This window comes from Burkholderia sp. SRS-25, assembly GCF_004343765.1.
In the GTDB taxonomy this organism is placed as follows: domain Bacteria; phylum Pseudomonadota; class Gammaproteobacteria; order Burkholderiales; family Burkholderiaceae; genus Burkholderia; species Burkholderia contaminans.
In genome coordinates this window covers 102,513-122,984 of record NZ_PTXM01000010.1, presented here as the reverse complement: position 1 = coordinate 122,984, position 20,472 = coordinate 102,513, and the positions used below count along the sequence as shown (strand labels likewise).

Sequence of the window (20,472 nt, the reverse complement as noted above, 5' to 3'; positions counted from 1 at the left end):
GTCAGCCGGCCGAGCGCCGTGCGCGCTCGAGCAGCCATTGCGCGCCCGCACGATCGCCGCCGACGTCGAGCAGCGTCGCGAGATGGGTCAGCGCTTCGTGGTGCGTGGGCCGCAGGTACAGCGCCTTCCGGTAGAAGTCGCCGGCTTCCGCAGCGCGGCCGCGCGCATCCGCGATCAGCCCGTTCAGGTAGAACGCATCGGCATGCGGCCCGACGCGCGCCGAGAACTGCGCGAGCACGCGCTCGGCCTCGTCGAACGCGCCGGCATTCGCCAGCGCCTGCGCCTCTTCCAGCGTCGGCGCGGGTCGCTCCGCCACCGGTGCGAGCGACCCGGCCGATTCGGCCGATTCGGCCGCCGTCACCGGCAGGTCGCCCCGTGTGTCGAGCGCGGCCGCGCGCATGGCCGGCGGCGCCGCCGCGAACGGCTGACGTGTGTCGTCGAGCCAGGCCGGCGGCGCGACCGCCAGCACCGAGCGTGCCGCCGCAAGCGGTGCAACCGTGAAACGCTCCGCGCGCCGGTACGGTGCTGCCGCCGCCAGCGGTGCCGCCTGCCGGGCCGCGAATACGTCGGGCGCCGCGGCGGCGGCCTCGCGATGAAACGCGAACGCCAGCGGCACGCGCGCCGAGCGCATCCCGTGCCGCATCGCGACGCCCGTTTCGGCAGGCCCGACGAACAGCATGCCATCGTCGGCCAGGCGCTCGTCGAGCGAGCGGATCACGCGATCCTGCGCGTCGCGATCGAAGTAGATCAGCACGTTTCGGCAGAACACGAAATCGTAGCGAATGCCAGTATCCACGGCCGGCTCCACGAGGTTCGCCTGACTGAACTGCACGCATGCACGCACGCGCTCGTCGAGCAGCCAGCCGTCGCGGGTCGGCGTGAAGTACCGCGCGCGAAACTCCGTCGCGGTGCCGCGGAACGCATTGCGCCCGTAGCAGCCGAGCCGCGCCTGCTCGATCGCGCGCGCGCTGAGGTCGATCGCGTCGATCGTGAAGCTGGCCGGGTCGAGCCCTGCGTCGAGCAGCGCCATCGCCGCCGAATACGGCTCCTCGCCCGTCGAGCACGGCGCGCTCAGCACGCGGATCACGCGGCCTGGCAGCGCGGCGAGCCGTTCCGTCGCGAGCCGCGCGAGCGTCGCGAAGGCCTCGCGGTCGCGGAAAAACCAGGTCTCGGGCACGACGAACAGCTCGATCAGCGCACGCCGCTCGTCGGCCGACGCGTTGAGCTGCTGCCAGTAGGCGTCGAGCGCGTCCTGCGTCACGGGCGGCCGCGCCGCCGACAGCAGGCGCTCGCCGTCCGCCTGCAGCGCATGCACGCGTTCCGTCAGCGCGCGGGTCAGGAAATCGTTGCCGAGCGAATCGGGGTCGATGCCGGTCTCGCGCAGCAGCCAGCCGCGAAATCGCGATTCGGACTCTTTCATGCGGACTCTCCCCCGTGGCCCGGCAGGCCGTCGAACAGATACAGGCGCGCGACGTCGTCGACCAGGTCGGACACCGATACCTGCTGCACGACGCCATCGGGCGTATTCGCGACGGGCCCGAGCCAGCGCGTGCGTGCGGTCGAGATGCCGCTCGACCGGAACGCCGCGCGGTCGATCCGCATCGTCTGCGTCGCGCGCTCGACGATCAGCCCGATCGTGCGCTCGCCGCCCGCTTCGTCCGCGCGGTAGCGGACCATCACGAGCCGCGTCGAGCGCAGCGCATGCGCGCGGCGCCCGAGCGCCAGCATCGGCACGTCGATCACCGGCACCGGCTGGCCGCCGCGCATCAGCAGCCCGGCGATCCATTCGGGTGCGCCGGGCACGGCCTTCGTGACCGCGAGCGGCAGCACCTCGTCGATGCCGGCTGCGTCGAGCGCATAGCGTTCGCCGTCGAGCTCGAACATCAGGAACAGCGCGTGGGCGCCGTTCTGCGGGTCGGCGCGCGTCACGCGTCGACCTTGAAGCGCGATACGCTGGTGCGCAACTGGTTCGCCACGAGCGTCAGGTCGTCGATCGCCTGCGACGACTGGCGCAGCGACTCGGCCGTCTGCTGCGCGGCCTCCGACAGCTGCGACAGCGCCTGCGTGATCTGCTCGGCGCCGTTCGCCTGCGTCTGCATCCCTTCGTTGACCATCTGGAAGCGCGGCGCGAGCGTCTGCACCTCGGCGATGATCTGCGACAACTGCCCGCCGACCTGCTGCACGTCGAGCATCCCGCGGCGCACTTCCTCGGAGAACTTGTCCATCCCCATCACGCCCGCCGACACCGCCGACTGGATTTCCTTCACCGTCTGCTCGATGTCGTAGGTCGCCACCGCCGTCTGGTCGGCGAGGCGGCGGATCTCGGTCGCGACGACCGCGAAGCCGCGGCCGTATTCGCCGGCCTTCTCGGCCTCGATCGCCGCGTTCAGCGACAGCAGGTTGGTCTGGTCGGCCACCTTGGTGATCGTCGCGACCACCTGGTTGATGTTCAGCGCCTTCTCGTTGAGGATCGCGAGCTTCGCGTTCACCGAACCGGCCGCGTCCATCACGCTGCGCATCGTCTCGCCCATCCGCGTGAGCCCGCTCTGGCTCACGCCCGCGAGCGTCGCCGACTGCTCGGCCACGCCGGCCACCTCGTTCATCGTGCGCAGCAGGTCGCGCGACGTCGCGAAGATCTCGCGCGAGGTCGCGCCGATCTCGGTCGTCGTCGCCGCGGTTTCGTTCGCGGTCGCCTGCTGTTCGCGCGACGTCGCCGCGATCTCGGCCACCGACGTCGTCACCTGCAGCGACGACTGCTGCGCGCGGGCGACGAGCTCGGTCAGCTCGTCGGCCATCCGGTTGAAGCCCGTCTCGAGCGTGCCGAATTCGTCGCGGCGGCGCAGGTCGAGGCGGCGCGTCAGGTTGCCGGTGCGCATCACGTCGTGCACCTCGACGAGCCGCGCCATCGGCATGGTCACCGAACGGTACAGCACGTAGCCGAGCCCGAGCGCGGACAGCAGCATGATCGCCAGCGCGGTCGCGAGCACCGCCTCGGTGTCCTGCACCGATTCGCGGATCAACTTAGCCGACTGATCGGCGAACCTGCGGTTCTCCTGCACCAGGATGTTCGCATCCTGCACGACCTCGTTCCACTGCGGCAGCGCCTTGGCGTACGCGCCGACTGCGTCGTCGCGCGACGCGCGGTGTTTCTGCACCGCATCGTTCAACAGCGGAAGATAGCGGTCGTACGCGCCACGGAACGTCGCGAAGCGCGCACGGTCGTCGTCGCGAAACATCGACGCCTGATAGTCGATCGACAGCGCTTCGACCTGTTTCGTCGCATCCGCGATCTTCGCGAGATCGCGCTGCACGGCATCGGGATCGGTCTCGACGAACGTCGCCTGCTGCAGCAGCACGAACGATTCGTTGACCGACGCGCGCAGCGATGCCGCGAGGTAGACGCCGGGCAGCGAGTCGCGCTCGATGCTGACGGCCTCGCTGTTGATCGCTCGCAGTCGCTCGTAGGAGACGCCGGCTGTCACCAGCATCAGCACGAACAGCACGCCGAAGCTGAGCAGGATGCGATTGCCGAGCGTCAGCCGGGCAGCGCCGATCGTCGGATGCAGGCTTTCATTGGTCGCGCGGGGCGTCACGGTGGCCATGTTCGTTATGGGCTTTATAAAATCAGCGTTAAAAAAATCCACGCCCGCCTGCGCGCCGGACGGCGCGCCACGAGCGCATCAGGGTCTCTCGGGCAGCGCGGCGCCGGCAGGCCGCGCCGCGAAATCACCGCTCCGCTTGCGCCGGCAGCCGAAGCGCGACCATGAAGCCGCGCGCCGTATTGCGCATCAGGATCTGGCCGCGATGCCGCGCCGCCGTCGCGCGGACGAACGCGAGCCCGAGGCCGAAGCCGCCGCGCGCCGCGCCATGCGCGGATTCGAGCTGCACGAACGACTCCGTCGCGGCCGTGCGCTGCTCCGGCGCGATTCCCGCGCCGGTGTCCTCGACACCGATCAGCCACGCGCCGTCCTCGCTGCCCAGCGTGCAGTGCACGTCCGTGCCCGCCGGGCCGTACTTCAGCCCGTTGTCGATCAGGTTCGCGACCGCGCGCGTCAGCATCATGCGGTCGCCCATCGTCACGCACTCGGTATCGGGCACGTGCGCGGCAACCCGGCTGCCGAGCCCGGCCGCCTTCTCCCACAGCTGGTCGACGGCGTCGAGCACGATCTCGTTGAGACTCACGACCTCGTGCGCACGGCGCTCGGACTGCGCGCGGGTCAGGTGGATGAAGCCGTCGGCCAGCGCGAGCGCGCGCCGCGCATGGCCGGCAATGCGCTCCATGATCGCCGGCATTTCGCCGTGCTCGCTCCGGTAGACTTCGAGCAGCGCCAGGATCGACGTCTGCGGCGAACGCATGTCGTGCGAGAGGAAATCGAGCGCCTCGTCGCGCTGCCGGGACATCAGGTAGGAATTCGAGTGATAGCGGATGCGGGCAGCCAGCTCCATCGCGTCGGGGAGCTTCACCAGGTAGTCGTTCGCGCCGGCGATGAACGCCTCGCGCTTGACGATCGGCTCCTCCTTCGCGGACAGCACGATGATCGGCACGCGAGCGGTGCCGGCGTCCGCACGCCACGCGCGAACCAGATCGAGGCCGTCGATCTCCGGCATCACGAGATCCTGCAGGATGACAGTCGGCTTCACGTCGCGTGCGACCGCCATCGCCCGGTGCGCGTCGGTGCACACGTGCAGGTCGATGTCATGTTCGCTGCGCAGCGCGCGGCGGATTACTTCGCCGACGAACGGTTGATCGTCGACGAGAAGGACCGATAACCCCGATTCAAGACAATCCGAGGCATTATCACCGCTCGATTCTTTCATAAATACAGTTTCAAACGCCGATTCTCCAATCGATTCTTTCATAGGAGTTGTTTATCAGACTTGGACGCTATCTTATTTCAGCGGTTGAAAACCCCGCCTGATTCCGCCGAATTGGCCTGTCGGCACCGCCTTGCAGGGTTTCGGACGCCGATTTTCTCCCCGTTGGCGGCCGCATTACCTCCGCATCCTTTCTCTCAATAAACATAACCGGCTGATTCTAAATGAAATTAGAACACAGCATCTATCTCAATCCGGTTTAGTTTTGCCAAATATGCAGAAAGAGACGGAAACAGTTAAATCGGATCATTTCCGGATTCGGAAGACGATAACGTTTGCGAGAACGGCGCGATAAGGTTTGCATGCGCTGCAAGGCTGGCTGCCGCCGCATTTGAGGGCCGGATGAAAATCCGCCGAATCGGTGGGCGCGCGAAAGAAAAAAGGCGCGCCCGGCAACGATCGGCCCGGGCGCGCTTCGGGCCGGCTGGCGCCGGCCGCTCGATGGCGAGGTGACGAAGGTGTGCGGCCTTACCCGCGCGCGTGCTGCGCGGACACTTCCTGCAGGTCGAGGTCGCGTTCGAGAGCGTGCAGCATCTCGTCGTGGATGCGCCCCGAACGGTGCAGGCGCAACAGTTCCGCGCGCCCGGCCCGGATCGCGGCCAGCACGACGTCGTAGTGCGCGGCGCGCACTTCAGCCGGATACGTCGGCTCGTTCTTCGTCCGCTCCGTCAACTCCGCGCGATACGTGTACTGCTCGAGCAGGCGCGGATGGATCACGACCCCGTTCTCGTCGCGCACGAGCGGCTGGATCGCCGCGAGCTGTGCCGCCTCGACGTACGCCCACGTCTGCGGCTCGGTCAGGTGGTGCGACGCGCGGTCTTCACGCTGCGGCAGGCGCAGCAACCGGATCAGCGGCCCGATCGTCGTGCCCTGCAGCAGCACGGTGACGAGGATCACCGCAAACGACGCGACCAGGATCACGTCGCGGCCGGGCATCGCCTCGGGCAGCGACAACGCGATCGCCAACGTGACGACGCCGCGCATCCCGGCCCAGCTCATGATCGTCGCGGCCTTCCAGTCGGGCGCTTCGCCGCGCCGCGCGATCCCGCGCACCGGCCACTTCAGCGCCTCGACCGCGTAGATCCACACGAAGCGCGACACGATCACCGCCGCCAGCACCGCGAGCGTCGGCTGCACCATCGTGGCGAGCACCTGCTCGAAACCGCCGAGCCGGTGGATCGCGCCGCGCAGCGACAGCCCGATCAGCACGAACACCATCGCTTCGAGCAGGAACACGATGACCTGCCAGAACGCAGTGCCGCGCGTGCGCACGGCCGCCGAGAACACCTCGTGCTGATGCCAGCCGACGATCATGCCGGCCGTGACGGTGGCGATCACGCCGGACACTTCGACCATCTCCCCGGCGATGTACGCGATCCAGCCGGCGATCACCGCGACGGTGATCACGAGGTAGTCGTCGTCGAGCAGCTTCAGGAACCACACGACGAGCTTGCCGACCACGAAGCCGACCACCACGCCGCCGAGCCCGAGCTCCGCGAAACCCACGACCGCATGGCCGAGGCTGAAGGTGCCCGACAGCGCCGCGACGACTGCGAAGCGAAACAGCACGAGACCGGCCGCATCGTTCAGCAGGCTTTCGCCTTCGAGCAGCACCATCAGCCGGCGCGGCAGCGCGACGCGTTCGAGCACGGCCTTCGCCGCAACGGCGTCGGGCGGCGACACGATCGCGCCGAGTGCGAAGCACGCGGCCCACGGCAGCGACGGCGCCACCCAGTGCACGGCGAAGCCGACCGCGAAGGTCGTGAACACGACCGCGCCGATCGCGAGCAGCAGGATGCCGCCGACGTTGCGCTTGAACTCCTCCCATACCGAGAAGTACGCGCCGTCCATCAGCAGCGGCGGCAGGAACACCAGCAGCACCAGTTCCGGATCGAGATTGATCGGCGGCAGGCCGGGAATGAACGCGATGCCGATCCCGCCGATCAGCAGCGCGGCCGCGGGCGGCAGCCGCAGCCGCTTGGCGATGCATTCGAGCGCGACGATCGCGAGAAATGACAACAAAACCAGCTTGAATGCCGAGACGGGGGACATGAATCGACCTCGTGAAGAATGAATTCGCGCTTTCCGGTGTCGTACCCCGGTCGGCAGTTTCGCGCGATTACATCATGAGGCGAGGCCCGCAGTCGAGCCTGTTCGGGCAGCGCTGCACGCGCTGCGGGTACGGTGCAGGCGGGATGCCGGCGCGACGCATGCAGCGCCATGGAAAACGGCACGCGGGCCGGCCCGATCGCCCGCCCGCGTGCCGTCGCGGCACCGCGCTGCCTGCCCGCGCGTTACCGGCGCCGCACGACCATCAGCCGCGGCTCGGTCATGTCCTCGATCGCGTAGCGGATCCCTTCGCGGCCGAGGCCCGAATCCTTCACGCCGCCGTACGGCATGTTGTCGACGCGGAACGACGGCACGTCGTTGATCACGACGCCGCCGACCTCCAGCTCGTCCCACGCGCGCTGCGCATGCGCGAGCGAATCGGTGAACACGCCGGCCTGCAGCCCGAAGTCGCTGTCGTTCACGCGTGCGAGCGCATCGTCGAACCGGTCGAACTTCTCGAGGATCGCGACGGGGCCGAATGCCTCCTTCCGATACAGGTCCTGCTCGTGCCCGACGTTTTCCAGCAGCGTCGCCTCGAACATCGCGCCATCGACCTTGCCGCCCGCGACGATCTTCGCGCCCGCCGCGACGGCCGCATCCATCCAGCCCGACAGCCGGCGCGATTCGGATTCGGAGATCATCGGGCCGACGAACGTCGACGGATCCTTCGGGTCCCCCATCTTCAGCGAACGCGTCTTCGCGATCAGTTTCTCGCGCAGTGCGGCGTACAGGTCGGCATGCACGAGGATCCGCTGCACGCCGATGCAGCTCTGGCCCGACTGGTAATACGCGCCGAACGCAAGACGCTCGACCACGTAGTCGAGCTGGTCGCGCTGATCCGCATCGACGATCGCGGCCGCGTTGCCGCCGAGCTCCAGCACGACTTTCTTCTTGCCGGCCTTCTCCTTCAGCGCCCAGCCGACGGCCGGCGAACCCGTGAACGACAGCAGCTTGAACCGCTCGTCGGTCGTGAACAGGTCGGCGCCGTCGCGATGCGCGGGCAGCACCGAGAATGCGCCCTTCGGCAAGTCGGTTTCCGCGAGCACCTCGCCGATGATCAGCGCGCCGATCGGCGTGCGGCTCGCCGGCTTGAGCACGAACGGGCAGCCCGCCGCGAGCGCGGGCGCGACCTTGTGTGCGGCGAGATTCAGCGGGAAGTTGAACGGCGAGATGAACGAGCACGGGCCGACCGGCACGCGCTTCGTGTAGCCCGTATAGCCCTGCGCACGCGCGGAGATCTCGAGGTTGATGATTTCGCCGTCGATACGCACCGATTCCTCGGACGCCACGCGGAACGTGTCGATCAGCCGCGTCACTTCGCCCTTCGAATCGTTGATCGGCTTGCCGGCCTCGATGCACAGCGCCTCGGCAAGCTCGTCGAAGCGCTCGCGAAAACGCGCGACGCAATGGTCGAGCACGGCCTGCCGCTTGTAGGCCGGCATTTCGCGCATCGGCTTCGCGGCATCGACCGCCGCGCCGATCGCGGCGTCGATGGCCTTCGCGTCGGCCAGCGCGACGCGTGTCGCGACCTTGCCGCTGAACTTGTCCGTCACGTCCAGATCGGTGTTCGCGTAGACGGCTTCGTTGGCGAGGTAGTACGGATAGGTTTCCTTCAACATGGAACGACTCCTTCCTGTGAACGGGACATTCAGAGTTGCGCCGACAGGCGCTTGATCTCGCGGTTCAGCACGCGCTCGTTGTCCGAGTAATCGATCGGCACGTCGATCACGTGCACGCCCGGCGACGAGAAACACTCGCGCAGCAGCGGCTCGAGATCGTCGGCCGATTCGACGCGATGCCCGTGCGCACCGTAGCTTTGCGCATACGCGACGAAATCGGGGTTCTGCAGCGTCATCGCGAAATCGGGGAAATTCATGTTCTCCTGCTTCCAGCGGATCATCCCGAACGCGTCGTCGCGCAGGATCATCACGACGAGGTCGAGCTTCAGCCGCACGGCCGTTTCGAGCTCCTGCGAATTCATCATGAAACCGCCGTCGCCGCACACGGCGATCACCTTGCGCTGCGGATGCACGATCTTCGTCGCGATCGCCGACGGCAGGCCCGCGCCCATCGACGCGAGCGCGTTGTCGAGCAGCAGCGAATTCGGCTCGTGCGCGCGCCAGTAGCGCGCGAACCAGATCTTGTACATCCCGTTGTCGAGACAGACGATGCCGTCGACCGGCATCGCGTTGTACAGATCGTTGACGATCCGCACCGGGTACATCGGGAAGCGCGGATCGTGCTGGCCCTTCTCCAGATGGGCGTCGAAATGCTCCTTGATCATTGCGAAGCGCGCGAAATCCCAGTGCGGCTGCGGCGCGAGCGCCTCATTCATCTGCCACACCGCGTTCGCGATGTCGCCGACCACCTCGATCTGCGGGAAATAGACGGGATCCACCTGCGCGCCGAGGAAGTTCACGTGGATCACGGTCTTGTCGTCGGTACGCATGAAGAACGGCGGCTTCTCGATCACGTCGTGGCCGACGTTGATGATGCAGTCCGCATGCTCGATCGCACGGTGCACGAAATCGCCGTCGGACAGCGTCGCGTTGCCGAGCCACAGCGGGTGCGTCTCGTCGATCACGCCCTTGCCCATCTGCGTCGTGAAGAACGGGATGCCCGTCTTGTCGACGAATTCGAGCAGCATCTTGCAGGTGGTCTTGCGGTTGCCGCCCGCGCCGATCATCAGGAGCGGATGGCGCGCGGCCTGGATCGCGTCGACCGCATGCGCGACCGCCTTCTCCTCGGCCACCGGTCGCCGGCTGTAGCTGCGCGGAATCGGCTTGCCGTCGCCCTCCTCGTGCGCGATGTCTTCCGGCAGCTCGAGGTGCGCGGCGCCCGGGCGCTCTTCCTCCGCGCGGCGGAACGCCTCGCGTATGGCCGACGGGATGTTGCCGATCGACACGATCTGCCGCGTGAACTTCGTGAGCGGCTGCATCATGTCGACCACGTCGACGATCTGGAAGTGGCCCTGCTTGCTGGACTTGATCGGCTTCTGCCCGGTGATCATCAGCATCGGCATGCCGCCGAGTTGCGCATAGGCGGCGGCCGTCACGAAGTTCGTCGCACCGGGCCCGAGCGTGGCGATACACACGCCGGTGCGGCCCGTCAGGCGGCCGTAGGTGGCGGCCATGAACCCGGCCGCCTGCTCGTGCCGGGTCAGCACGAGCTTGATCTTCGATCGCCGCAGCGATTCGAGCAGATCGAGGTTTTCCTCGCCGGGAATGCCGAACACGTACTCGACGCCTTCGGCTTCCAGCGCCTTCACGAACAGATCCGATGCTTTCATGGGGGACTCTCGGTTGATGCCGCCTGCCCGGCCTACGGACACGCAGCGTTCAGAACGCGCGCCGGCCTACGGCACGCGGACGCTTTACCTACTGGACACAAACCACGGCACTGCCCGCCGCGCAACCCGCAATGCACGGCGGCGCCTCCGGATACCGGAGGACAAACGGACCCGCCCGCGCACGGCAAACACGCACGGGCGGCAAAGACGTTTTTGATTGTAGACGGATTCGGAAGATCCCGACTTCGGCCGAACGGCCATTCGGCACACAAGCGAAGCGTGCGGCCCTACCGTAGCGGCATCGACATTCAACCCATCGAGCCTGTGAACCATGGTTGACATACTGCAATCCATGCCCTACAGTGCGCCTACGTTCAGCATCCGGACCACCGACGTCTTCGACACCTGGTTTGCCGGCCTGCAGGATCGCGTCGCGAAGCGCCGCATCCAGGCACGCATCGACCGCCTCTCGATGGGCAATCCGGGCGACTGGAAGTCCGCCGGCTCGCCGGTCGTCGAGATGCGGATCGACCACGGCCCGGGCTATCGCGTCCACTACGTCCGGCGCGGAACGATCTGGGTCATCCTGCTCTGCGGCGGCGATAAATCGACGCAACAGGCCAACATCCGCGCCGCGCACGCGATGCTCGCGCATCTCGACATGGAGTAACCGATGGACAAGATCAGCACCCGGCCGTGGGATTCGGCCGATCATCTGAAAACCGAAGACGACATGGCCGACTACTTCGAAGCGTGCCTGCAGGAAGCCGGCGACGATCCGGCCTTCATCGCACATGCGCTCGGCGTGATCGCGCGTGCACGCGGCATGTCGCAGGTCGCGCGCGATGCGGGCCTGTCGCGCGAAGGGCTGTACAAGGCGCTGTCGCACGACGGCAACCCCAGCTTCGGCACGATCCTGAAGGTCATCAAGGCGCTCGGCCTGCAACTGCACGGCTCGAAAGCGCACGCATGATGCGCGGGCTCGGCCCGTCGCGCCCGCCGCGCGATACGCGCGGCCGTGTCAGTGCAGCCAGCCGGCTGCCCAGCGTGGCACCAGCGATACCAGATACAACCCGAGCCCGATCAGCCCGCCGACCAGCGTGCCGTTGATGCGGATGTATTGCAGATCCTTGCCGATGTTCAGCTCGATCTGCCGCGACATCTCGCGCGCGTCCCAGTTGCGCACCGTGTCGCGGATGTGGCGCATCAGGAAATCCGCGAAATCCGGCGCCATCTCGTGCACGGCCTTCTCGACGTGCTCGTTCAGCGACGCACGCAATGCCGGACTCTCCGCGAGCCGCGCACCGAGCCAGCCGCCGAGCATCGCGGCCTGCCGGTGCAGCGCCGAATCGGGGCGCGCGAGATCGGCCTTCAGCCACGCGCGCAACTGATCCCACAGGTCGCGCACATAGTCGTTGAACGCGGCGCCGTCGCGGATATAACGCTTGATCTCGTCGCCCTTCTCGATGAACGCGGGGTCGTGCTTCAACCGCTCGGTCAGCCGCACGACCGTCCGGTCGAAGCGTTGCCGCAGTTCGTGCTCGGGGTCGGCCGCCACGCCCTCCAGCACACGGCTCACGGCGCTGGCGAGCATCCGCGCGCCGTTCTCGCCGAACCACTGCGTCGGCATGATCTTCTCGACCTTCGGGTACTGCGTCTTCAGCCATTCGACGATGAAGCCCGCGATCACCTCGCGGTTCTCCTCCTTGTCGAGCACGTCCACCACCTGTTCGATCGCATCGTCGAGCAGCGCCTGGTGGCGGCCGTCCTTCGTCAGCGTATCGAGGATCGCGCCGGCCGACTGCGACAGGTCGATCCGGTCGATCACCGCGCGAAACGCGTCATGCACGAACGTCTGGATCCGTGCGTCGTCGGTCATGTCGAGCGCGAAACTCATCAGCTTCGTCACGTAGCCGCCGAGCGCCTCGGTGTTCGCCGGCTCGCCGAGCCACGCGCCGAGTTTCTGCGCGGGATCGTGCTGGCGGATCTGCGCGGCGAGCGCATCCGGGCCGAGGAACTTCTCGCGCACGAACACCGCGAGGTTGTCGGCGATCTTGTCCTTGTTCTTCGGAATGATCTCGGTGTGGCGCGACACGAACGGGATCGGCACGCGGCGAAACAGCGCGACGACCGCGAACCAGTCGGCGAGCGCGCCGACCATCGCGGCTTCGGCCACGGCCTTGATGCCGTCGACCCACGGGCCGCGCGGCAGCAGGATCGTCGTGACGAACACCGCGACGGCGGCCAGCAGCAGCCACAGCGCGCGGCGCTTGCTGCGTTTCAGTTCGAGGGCTTTGTCTGGCGTCATGGGCAACGGGTCGGGCGAACGATGCCGCTAATATGCACCGGATGCCGGGCTGCCGACAAACATTGCGACGCGCGCCGAGCGACACGCACACCGCCGGATCGTCCCGGCGGATCACACACGGCGCCGGCCGGCATCGTCACCGCATGCCGGGCCGGACGACCGTGCACCTGCTACATGAACGTCTTCAGGTTCACCGCCGGATCCGCAAGCTTCAGCGGGTCCGGCACCGCCCCCGCCGCCATCAACCGGCGGGATGCGCCGATGTCTCGCCCCAGGTTCGCTGCGGCCACCGCGACGATCCTGCCGTCATCCCCCAGCCCGAACACCGTGAACGGCCCGTTCGCCGGATCGCCGCGCACGACGATCGTGCGCTCGCTGCCGAACAGCCCGAGCATCTGCAGGTTGCAGTCGTACTGATCGGACCACAGCCACGGCAACTCGGCATAGGCCTCGTCGGCGCCGAGGAGGTTCGCGGCCGCGACGGCCGGCTGGTTTTCGGCGACCTGCCACGATTCGATCCGCACGTGGCGCCCGAGCAGCGGATTGAAGTGCATCGTCACCTCGCCCGCCGCGAAGATCGCGGGATCGACCGTGCGGCAGCCCGCGTCGACGCGAATCCCGTTGTCGACATCGAGCCCGGCCGCCTGCGCCAGCTCGACATTCGGCACCACTCCGATACCGACCACGACGAGATCGGCCGGCACGTCGCCGTGATCGGTCTCGACGATCGCGCCGCCGCCCGGCGCGCGACGGATCTCGCGCGGCAATGTCGCCATCTGGAAAACCACGCCGCGCGCATCGTGCAACTGATGCGCATACGCACCGACCACTTCCGGCAACGCACGCTGCAGCAGGCGCGGCGCCGGATCGATCACCGTCACGTCGCACCCGAGCTGGCGCGCCGCCGCCGCGACCTCGAGCCCGATGAACCCGCCGCCGAGCACCGCCACGCGGCGACCCGGCGCAAGCTGCGCGCGCAACGCACGCGCATCGTCGACCGTGCGGACGTAATGCGGCGTCACGCCTTCGTCGATCGCGCCGCCGAACGTGCGCACCCGCGAGCCTGTCGCGAGCACGAGCCGCGCATACGGGAGCGTCGCACCATCGTCGAGCCGCACGCGCTGCGCATCGCGCTCGATCGCGTCGACACGCGTACCAAGCCGCAGCTCGATGCGCTGCGCGTCGTACCACGCCGCGTCACGCACGAACGCGCGCTGCTCGCCGCCTTCCGTCAACAGCGCATCCTTCGACAGCGCGGGCCGGTCGTACGGCAGCTCGCGCTCCGCGCCGATCATCACGATGCGCGCCGCCGCGTCGCGCTCGCGCAGCGCTTCGGCCGTGCGCCGCGCGGCATGCCCGGCGCCGACGATCACGAACGGATCAGCCGACATTGACTTCCACCTGCCCGTCGACGATCCGGATCGGATAGGTCCGCACCGGTTCCGTGATCGGCGCGCATTTCGGCGCGCCGGTGCGGATGTCGATCAGCCCCTGGTGCAGCGGGCATTCGACGCAGCCGTCCTCCACATAGCCTTCCGACAGCCGCGCATGGCCGTGCGTGCAGAGGTCGTGCATCGCGAACAGTTCGTCGCCGATCCGGAACACGGCGATCGGCTTCTGGCCGGCGACACGCGCCGCCGGTTCGTCTTCGGAGAATTCGTCGAAAGCGCCGAGCGGATGCCACTCGGCCAGCGTTGCTTCGGTCATGTCTGTTCCTTGCTTCCGTATCAGATCGGGGTGGCGAGCAGCGTCTGCACGCGCGACGTGTCGTAGATCACCCGCTTGGTCTTGTAGCGCAGCCCGTCCGGCGTGCGCACGACCGTGTCGTAGTACTTGCCGGCCTGGTACACGTTCGACTCGCCGTTGCTGCGCGTCTGCACGACGACGTAGTTGCTCTCCGTGTCGATCTCGCCGTCGCGTTCCGCGACGATCGTGAGGCCCGACGTCATATGCCGGTACGTGTGCTCTTCGTAGATGTTCGCGTGCCGCAGCGACACCACGCGGTCGCGCAGCATCCGCTGGTTCGTGCAGTGGACGATCCCGACCGGCAGCCCGAGGTCGGCGTTTTCCTTCGGCACGATTTCGTACGTGCAGTCCTCGGTGAACATCGTCGGCCAGGCTTCGAGCCGGTTGTTGTCGAGGTGCCCGATATAGCGGTTCTGGAGCATGTAAATCTCGAACCACGTCTTCATGTCTTCCGTCAGGTTTTCCATCATTGCGTGCTCCCGCTCAATAGCCCATCAGCTTCTGGTAGCCGACCCAGAACTTGCGGATCAGGCTTTCGGTGATCACCGTGTCCTGCTGGTCCGGATTGCCGCGCGACATTTCGATCACCGACGTCGCGTCGCCGTCGCGCACCGTGCCGCGCTGCACGAGCTCGGTCGCCTCCGTGTCCTCCATCGAGATGTAGCCGGCCGGCCCGACGAGGTTCGCCTGCTTGATGCGCAGCGCGCGCAGCTCGGGCGTATCGTCCGCGTAACCGAAGAAGTGGAAGATCAGTTCGAAGTTGTCGGGGCCTTTCGGCAGGATCTGCCGTGCGACCAGCGTGTTGTGGATCTGCTGGATCACGAGCTGCGGGAAGATCGGCTGGATATGGTTCGTGCAGTCCTCGTCGTATTCCGACACGAGATCGAGAATCGATTCGTCTTCCAGATGAAAGCCTTCGTCGAACGAACGGATGTTCTGCTGCTTGTACGCGGCCGACGTGTCGTCGCCCGTCTTCGTCACCGTGATGATGCTGTGCAGCCCGTGGTTCGCATCCGGAATCGAGCGCGCCTTCATCCCGACGCGGAAGATGTTGAAGGTCGTATGGAACAGGTGCAGCATGCTCGCGTGATACGGGTCCTTCACGTTCTCCATGTACAGCTTCCAGTTCGACTTCGAATACTGGCGCGTGCAGCCGAGATACTCGATCGGCTTGTGGAAGATCCGGTCGATCCACGGCCGCATCTGCTCGCCGAGATAGTCGGGCAGCGGCATCACGTCGTCGCTGAAGGTCGCGAACACGAGGCCGCGATAGCTGTCGACGCGCAGCTTGCGCAGCCCGTGCTGCTTCGGATCGAAGTCGGCCGGCATCCCGGACATCCCCTTCTGGCCGCGCCGGAACGGCACGCCGAGCAGGTTGCCCGAGTTGTCGAAGCTCCACTGGTGATAGACGCACGTGTGCGAGCTCGCGTTGCCGCGCGACTTGCGGCATACCTGCGCGCCGCGGTGCGCGCAGCGGTTCACCCACGCGGAAAGCGTGCCGTCCTCGGTGCGCGTGACGACCACCGGCGTATCGCCGACGAACGTGCTCTTGAAGTCGCCGGCGTTCGGGATTTCCGCTTCCAGCGCGACGAAGTTCCACGTAGGGCCGCGGAAGATGCGTTCCTGCTCGCGATCGTAGACCGCGCGCGAGCTGAACACCTTGTACGGCACGCGCGAGCCGTCGTCGTGCGGGAAGGTCACGTCGGACGCGTCGTCGCGCGTGGCGAAAACGACGGGCGATTCTGTCTGCTCCATGTCGGACTCCTTGTCGATCCGTTGCGTTGATTGCATGGAGCCGATTTTTGAAAAGCTAATATTCGCCGTCTATCCGGAAAGTGCGATTGCGGCGGTGCAATATCCACTTTCGGCGGATTTCTGCGCTAGCATGACGACACACACGACCCGGCGCACGATCGCGACCCATTGATCGGATCGAAGCGCTCGCCGTCCACACCAAGGCTGATGCCCATGTCCCCAACGTCGTTCGAGCCGCTCGCGCTGCGCGCGCACCGGCTGTTCGAATCCCGCGATCTCGACGAGACGCGCGAGCGCATCTCGCGCGTGATGCAGCCGCATGCGCTGCTGCCGAACGGCCGCACGCGTGGCGCGTCGCACATGGATTTCGTCAGGCTGGGCGGGCTCGGGATCGGCACGATCGCGTTCGGCGACGCGATGCGCGTGCAGGTCGACGCGGTCGACGGCTACTACCTGCTGATGTTCTGCCTGTCCGGCCAGGCCGAGGTGCGCGCGATGGGACGGCAGCTCGGCGTCGACGGCCAGACCGGCGTGCTGTGTGCGCCCGGTGAGCGCTTCGACGCGGTGCTCTCGGCCGATTGCGAGCAGTTCGTGCTGCGCATCGACGCGGCGACCGTCGGCTCGCTGACCGGCGACCCGCGCGCGACGCTCGATCCCGTGCTGCACGTCAGCGACGCCGCGCTTGCCGCATGGCGCCAGCAACTGATGCTCGTCGCACGCTCGCCCGAGTTGCTCGAACGCGCGAACGCGAACCCGCGCGTCGCGTCGCAGCTCGAGCACCTGCTGATCGACCTGCTGATCGAAGGCCACCCGCCGTCCGTGCTGCAGGCGTCGCACCGCGACCCGGCGCCGGGCTTCGTGCGGCGCGCGCAGGAGTTCGTGAACGCGCACTACGCGCAGCCGCTGCAGCTCGCCGATATCGTCCAGGCCGCCAACGTGCCTGAACGGACCCTGCGCGACGCGTTCCTGCAGTTCCGCGGGATGAGCCCGATGCAATACCTGCGCGCGACGCGGCTCGACCATGCGCGCGAGCTGCTGCGCGGCGCGGCGTCCGAGCGGCGGATCGCCGATGTCGCGCTCGATTGCGGATTTACCCACCTGGGGCGGTTCGCGATCGCGTATCGGGAGAAGTTCGGGGAATCGCCGTCTGAAACGCTCGACAGGAAGCGGTAACGTCGTCGCGCACGCTCGCGCGGCCGGCGGCTTGCGTAACCGGGAAAGCCCTCAATCGACAGGGCATGAAATCGCGACGCCCTCCCCGCATTTGCGCGCGTCTGCCGAAACAGACCGTTAGTTGCGATTCAATGAAGTGAATAACGCTTGTCACCCCGCCGGCACGATCATTGCCCGCGCAATCGCACAGAACGCAGCCGTCGCCGCGCTTTCGCCGTGCAGCCTACGACTCATGATGATCGGCGACGTCGCGGCCGGCTCCGGCAACCGCCGGTAGACCACGCCCTTCACGCGCACCCCTTCCACGCTCTCCGGCACCAGCGACACGCCGACCTGCGCGGCCACGAGCCCGAGCGCCGTCTGCAGCTCGCGCACCTCGTGAACGGCCGCCGGCACCAGCGCGCCGTCGCGCAACGCCGACAGTTGCTGATCGGCGAAGCTCGGCCGCGGTGTGCTCGGATAGACGATCAGCGTCTCGTTCGCGATATCCGCGAGCGTCAGCGGCCGGGCCGGATCGGCAAGCGGATGCCCGACCGGCAGCGCGGCGATCAGCTTTTCCTCGATCAGCGCCTCGCGCACCAGCTGGTCATCGTCGAAGCGCAGCCGGCCGAAGCCCACGTCGATCCGCCCGCCCTTCAACGCGCCGAGCTGTTCGAGGGTGAACATTTCGATCAGCGACAACTCGACGTCCGGCTGCGCCTCGCGAAACGCGCGGATCACGTCCGGCAGCGCGCCGTACAGCGTCGACGGCACGAAGCCGATCACGATCCGCTCCGACAGCTGCGCGAGCCGCCGTGTCAGCGGGCCGAGCTCGTCGGCCTGGTCGACGAGGCGCTTCGCCTGCGCGTAGAACACGCGCCCCGCATCGGTCAGTTTCAGCGGGCGCGCACCGCGCTCGAACAGCGGCAGCCCGATCTCGTCCTCGATCGCCTGGAGCTGGCGGCTGAGCGGCGGCTGCGTCATGTGCAGCCGCTCCGCGGCCCGCGTGATGTTCATTTCCTCGGCGACGGCGATGAAGTAGCGGAGCTGACGCAATTCCATTTCATGCCTCAAAGGTATGGAAGTAGTCGGAAAGAGTGTTGGACGACGCGGGGCGGGAATTCCTACCATGTGCACCAACAGGAGGAATCGCATGATAGCAACTGCCGCCACCATCGAACGCATCGAGACGCTGCTCGTCGACGTGCCAACGATCCGACCCCACAAATTGTCGGTCGCCACGATGAATTGCCAGACCCTCGTGCTGGTGCGTGTTCGATGCACGGACGGTATCGAAGGCGTCGGCGAGGCGACGACCATCGGCGGTCTCGCGTACGGCGAGGAGAGCCCCGAGAGCATCAAGGTCAACATCGACACCTACTTCGCGCCGCTGCTGCAGGGCATGGATGCGACCCGCCCGGGCGCCGCGCTGGCGCGCGCCCGCAAGCTGTTCCAGGGCAACCGCTTCGCGAAGTGCGCGCTCGAGACCGCGCTGTTCGACGCGCAGGCGCGCCGCCTCGGCGTGCCGCTGTCCGAACTGTTCGGCGGCCGCCGGACCGATGCGGTCGATGTCGCATGGACGCTTGCGAGCGGCGATACGCAGCGCGACATCGCGGAAGCCGAAGCGATGCTCGACGCGCGCCGCCACCGCGCGTTCAAGCTGAAGATCGGCTCGAACGCAGTGGCCGACGACGTCGCGCACGTGATCGCGATCAAGCGTGCGCTCGGCGAACGCGGCGACGTGCGCGTCGACGTGAACCAGGCATGGAGTGAAACCGACGCGATCTGGGCCGGCGCACGACTCGCCGAAGCCGGCGTGAGCCTTGTCGAGCAACCGATTGCCGCGACCAACCGCGCGGGGCTGAAACGCCTCACGCAACTGGCGCAGGTGCCGATCATGGCCGACGAGGCGCTGCACGGCCCCGTCGATGCGTTCGCGCTCGCACAGGATCGCGCGGCCGACGTGTTCGCGGTGAAGATCGCGCAGTCGGGCGGCCTGCAGGGTGCGGCGAGCGTCGCGTCGATCGCGGCGGCGGCAGGCATCGAACTGTACGGCGGCACGATGCTCGAGGGCGCGGCCGGCACGATGGCGTCCGCGCAATTGTTCAGCACGTTCGACTCGCTGAAATGGGGCACCGAACTGTTCGGCCCGCTGCTGCTCACCGAGGAAATCCTCGTCGAGCCGCTGCGCTACGCGGATTTCAAGCTGCACCTGCCGGCCGCGCCCGGCCTCGGCATCACCTTCGACTGGGCCCGCATCGAACGGATGCGACGCGACGCCCGCTGACCCCACACGACAACCGAAACCGGAGACACAGATGAACAAGCAAGCCATCGACGCACTGCTGAAGACCTTCGACGACGCCGCCGAGAAGCCGGGCAACCCGCGCGTGCGCGCGATCGTCAACCGGATCGTGAAGGACATCTGCTACACGATCGAGGACTTCGACGTGCAGCCGAGCGAATTCTGGACGGCGCTGAACTACCTGAACGAAGCCGGCCGCGAATTCGGGCTGATCGCCGCGGGCCTCGGCCTCGAGCGCTTCCTCGACGTGCGCATGGACGAAGCCGAGGAAAAGGCCGGCATCCAGGGCGGCACGCCGCGCACGATCGAAGGGCCGCTGTATGTCGCCGGCGCGCCGGAATCGGTCGGCCATGCGCGTCTCGACGACGGCACCGATCCCGGCCAGACGCTCATCATGCGCGGCCAGGTGCTGGGCCAGGACGGCGCGCCGATCGCGAACGCGCTGGTCGAGGTGTGGCACGCGAACCATCTCGGCAACTACTCGTACTTCGATCAGTCGCAGCCTGCGTTCAACCTGCGCCGCTCGATCCGTACCGATGCCGAAGGCCGCTACAGCTTCCGCAGCGTGCTGCCGGTGGGCTACAGCGTGCCGCCGGGCAGCAAGACCGAGCAACTGCTCGACCAGCTCGGCCGCCACGGCCATCGCCCGGCGCACATTCACTTCTTCGTTTCGGCGGACGGTTATCGTAAGCTGACGACGCAGATCAACATCGATGGCGATCCGCATCTGTGGGACGACTTCGCGTTCGCGACGCGCGACGGGTTGATCCCGCCGGTGAAGCAGGCCGAAGGCGCGGAAGGCAAGCCGTATGGCGTCGACGGGCAGTTCGCGCTGATCGACTTCGATTTCTCGCTGCTCAAGGAAAAGCAGGACGTGCCGGGCAGCGAAGTCGAGCGGGCCCGCGCGCAGGCGTGAGTGGCCTGCCGATTCGA

At 67.2% G+C, this 20,472-nt stretch carries 18 protein-coding genes; 5 read left to right on the top strand and 13 right to left on the bottom strand.

Annotated elements, in window-relative coordinates; translation table 11 throughout:
* Position 1 precedes the first annotated feature (1 nt).
* From C5O79_RS15570 to C5O79_RS15535, 7 genes are all read right to left on the bottom strand, one after another.
* Positions 2–1,420, bottom strand: a complete 1,419-nt coding sequence (locus C5O79_RS15570) for a CheR family methyltransferase (protein ID WP_122475176.1) — start codon at positions 1,418–1,420, stop codon at positions 2–4.
* The gene (locus C5O79_RS15565; RefSeq protein WP_046549451.1) at positions 1,417–1,929 is read right to left on the bottom strand and encodes a chemotaxis protein CheW; all 513 of its coding nucleotides are present in this window, start codon (positions 1,927–1,929) and stop codon (positions 1,417–1,419) included. The genes C5O79_RS15570 and C5O79_RS15565 overlap by 4 nt, the downstream gene beginning before the upstream one ends.
* Positions 1,926–3,602 (bottom strand): methyl-accepting chemotaxis protein, encoded by a 1,677-nt coding sequence (locus C5O79_RS15560; RefSeq protein ID WP_046549450.1) that lies wholly within the window; start codon positions 3,600–3,602, stop codon positions 1,926–1,928. Before C5O79_RS15560 ends, C5O79_RS15565 begins: the two co-directional genes overlap by 4 nt.
* A 124-nt stretch (positions 3,603–3,726) precedes the next feature.
* Positions 3,727–4,860: a hybrid sensor histidine kinase/response regulator gene (locus C5O79_RS15550; protein WP_039344741.1), complete on the bottom strand. Its 1,134-nt coding sequence runs from the start codon at positions 4,858–4,860 to the stop codon at positions 3,727–3,729.
* A gap of 483 nt (positions 4,861–5,343) precedes the next feature.
* Positions 5,344–6,927, bottom strand: a complete 1,584-nt coding sequence (locus tag C5O79_RS15545; RefSeq protein ID WP_046549449.1) for a Na+/H+ antiporter — start codon at positions 6,925–6,927, stop codon at positions 5,344–5,346.
* A gap of 242 nt (positions 6,928–7,169) precedes the next feature.
* On the bottom strand, positions 7,170–8,603 hold the full coding sequence (locus C5O79_RS15540) for an aldehyde dehydrogenase family protein (protein WP_047851661.1): 1,434 nt from the start codon (positions 8,601–8,603) through the stop codon (positions 7,170–7,172).
* Between the two features lie 29 nt (positions 8,604–8,632).
* Positions 8,633–10,273, bottom strand: coding sequence for an acetolactate synthase large subunit (locus tag C5O79_RS15535; protein WP_131931459.1), 1,641 nt, complete (start codon positions 10,271–10,273; stop codon positions 8,633–8,635).
* A gap of 352 nt (positions 10,274–10,625) precedes the next feature.
* Here C5O79_RS15535 and C5O79_RS15525 point away from each other — a divergent pair, with 352 nt between their 5' ends.
* Positions 10,626–10,943 (top strand): type II toxin-antitoxin system RelE/ParE family toxin, encoded by a 318-nt coding sequence (locus C5O79_RS15525; RefSeq protein WP_163009049.1) that lies wholly within the window; start codon positions 10,626–10,628, stop codon positions 10,941–10,943.
* Between the two features lie 3 nt (positions 10,944–10,946).
* Entirely contained in the window at positions 10,947–11,246 is a 300-nt protein-coding gene (locus tag C5O79_RS15520; protein ID WP_039344756.1) for an addiction module antidote protein, read from the top strand.
* 48 nt (positions 11,247–11,294) lie between these two features.
* On the opposite strand, the gene C5O79_RS15515 is transcribed toward C5O79_RS15520, so the two are convergent.
* The 5 genes from C5O79_RS15515 to andAc all read right to left on the bottom strand — a co-directional run bounded on the left by C5O79_RS15515 (position 11,295) and on the right by andAc (position 16,082).
* Positions 11,295–12,581, bottom strand: coding sequence for a DUF445 domain-containing protein (locus C5O79_RS15515; RefSeq protein ID WP_046549446.1), 1,287 nt, complete (start codon positions 12,579–12,581; stop codon positions 11,295–11,297).
* A 170-nt stretch (positions 12,582–12,751) separates the two neighbouring features.
* A complete protein-coding gene (andAa, locus tag C5O79_RS15510) occupies positions 12,752–13,972 on the bottom strand; it encodes an anthranilate 1,2-dioxygenase system ferredoxin--NAD(+) reductase (RefSeq protein ID WP_122475168.1) in 1,221 nt (406 codons plus the stop codon).
* Complete coding sequence (gene andAb, locus C5O79_RS15505) at positions 13,962–14,288, bottom strand: anthranilate 1,2-dioxygenase ferredoxin subunit AndAb (RefSeq protein ID WP_006479527.1); 327 nt, start codon at positions 14,286–14,288, stop codon at positions 13,962–13,964. The genes andAa and andAb overlap by 11 nt, the downstream gene beginning before the upstream one ends.
* A 20-nt stretch (positions 14,289–14,308) precedes the next feature.
* Complete coding sequence (andAd, locus tag C5O79_RS15500) at positions 14,309–14,797, bottom strand: anthranilate 1,2-dioxygenase small subunit AndAd (protein WP_011355917.1); 489 nt, start codon at positions 14,795–14,797, stop codon at positions 14,309–14,311.
* 13 nt (positions 14,798–14,810) lie between these two features.
* Positions 14,811–16,082, bottom strand: a complete 1,272-nt coding sequence (andAc, locus tag C5O79_RS15495; RefSeq protein WP_039344770.1) for an anthranilate 1,2-dioxygenase large subunit AndAc — start codon at positions 16,080–16,082, stop codon at positions 14,811–14,813.
* Positions 16,083–16,295: 213 nt separating this feature from the next.
* Here andAc and andR point away from each other — a divergent pair, with 213 nt between their 5' ends.
* The gene (andR, locus tag C5O79_RS15490; RefSeq protein WP_046549444.1) at positions 16,296–17,255 is read left to right on the top strand and encodes an anthranilate 1,2-dioxygenase regulatory protein AndR; all 960 of its coding nucleotides are present in this window, start codon (positions 16,296–16,298) and stop codon (positions 17,253–17,255) included.
* Positions 17,256–17,405: 150 nt separating this feature from the next.
* On the opposite strand, the gene C5O79_RS15485 is transcribed toward andR, so the two are convergent.
* Entirely contained in the window at positions 17,406–18,296 is an 891-nt protein-coding gene (locus C5O79_RS15485) for a LysR family transcriptional regulator (protein WP_046549443.1), read from the bottom strand.
* Positions 18,297–18,387: 91 nt separating this feature from the next.
* Between C5O79_RS15485 and C5O79_RS15480 the strand changes: the two genes are divergently transcribed.
* Together C5O79_RS15480 and catA are read left to right on the top strand one after the other, a co-directional pair.
* Entirely contained in the window at positions 18,388–19,521 is a 1,134-nt protein-coding gene (locus C5O79_RS15480) for a muconate/chloromuconate family cycloisomerase (protein WP_039344781.1), read from the top strand.
* Between the two features lie 31 nt (positions 19,522–19,552).
* Positions 19,553–20,455, top strand: coding sequence for a catechol 1,2-dioxygenase (gene catA / locus C5O79_RS15475; protein ID WP_039344784.1), 903 nt, complete (start codon positions 19,553–19,555; stop codon positions 20,453–20,455).
* The last annotated feature ends 17 nt before the right edge of the window (positions 20,456–20,472 follow it).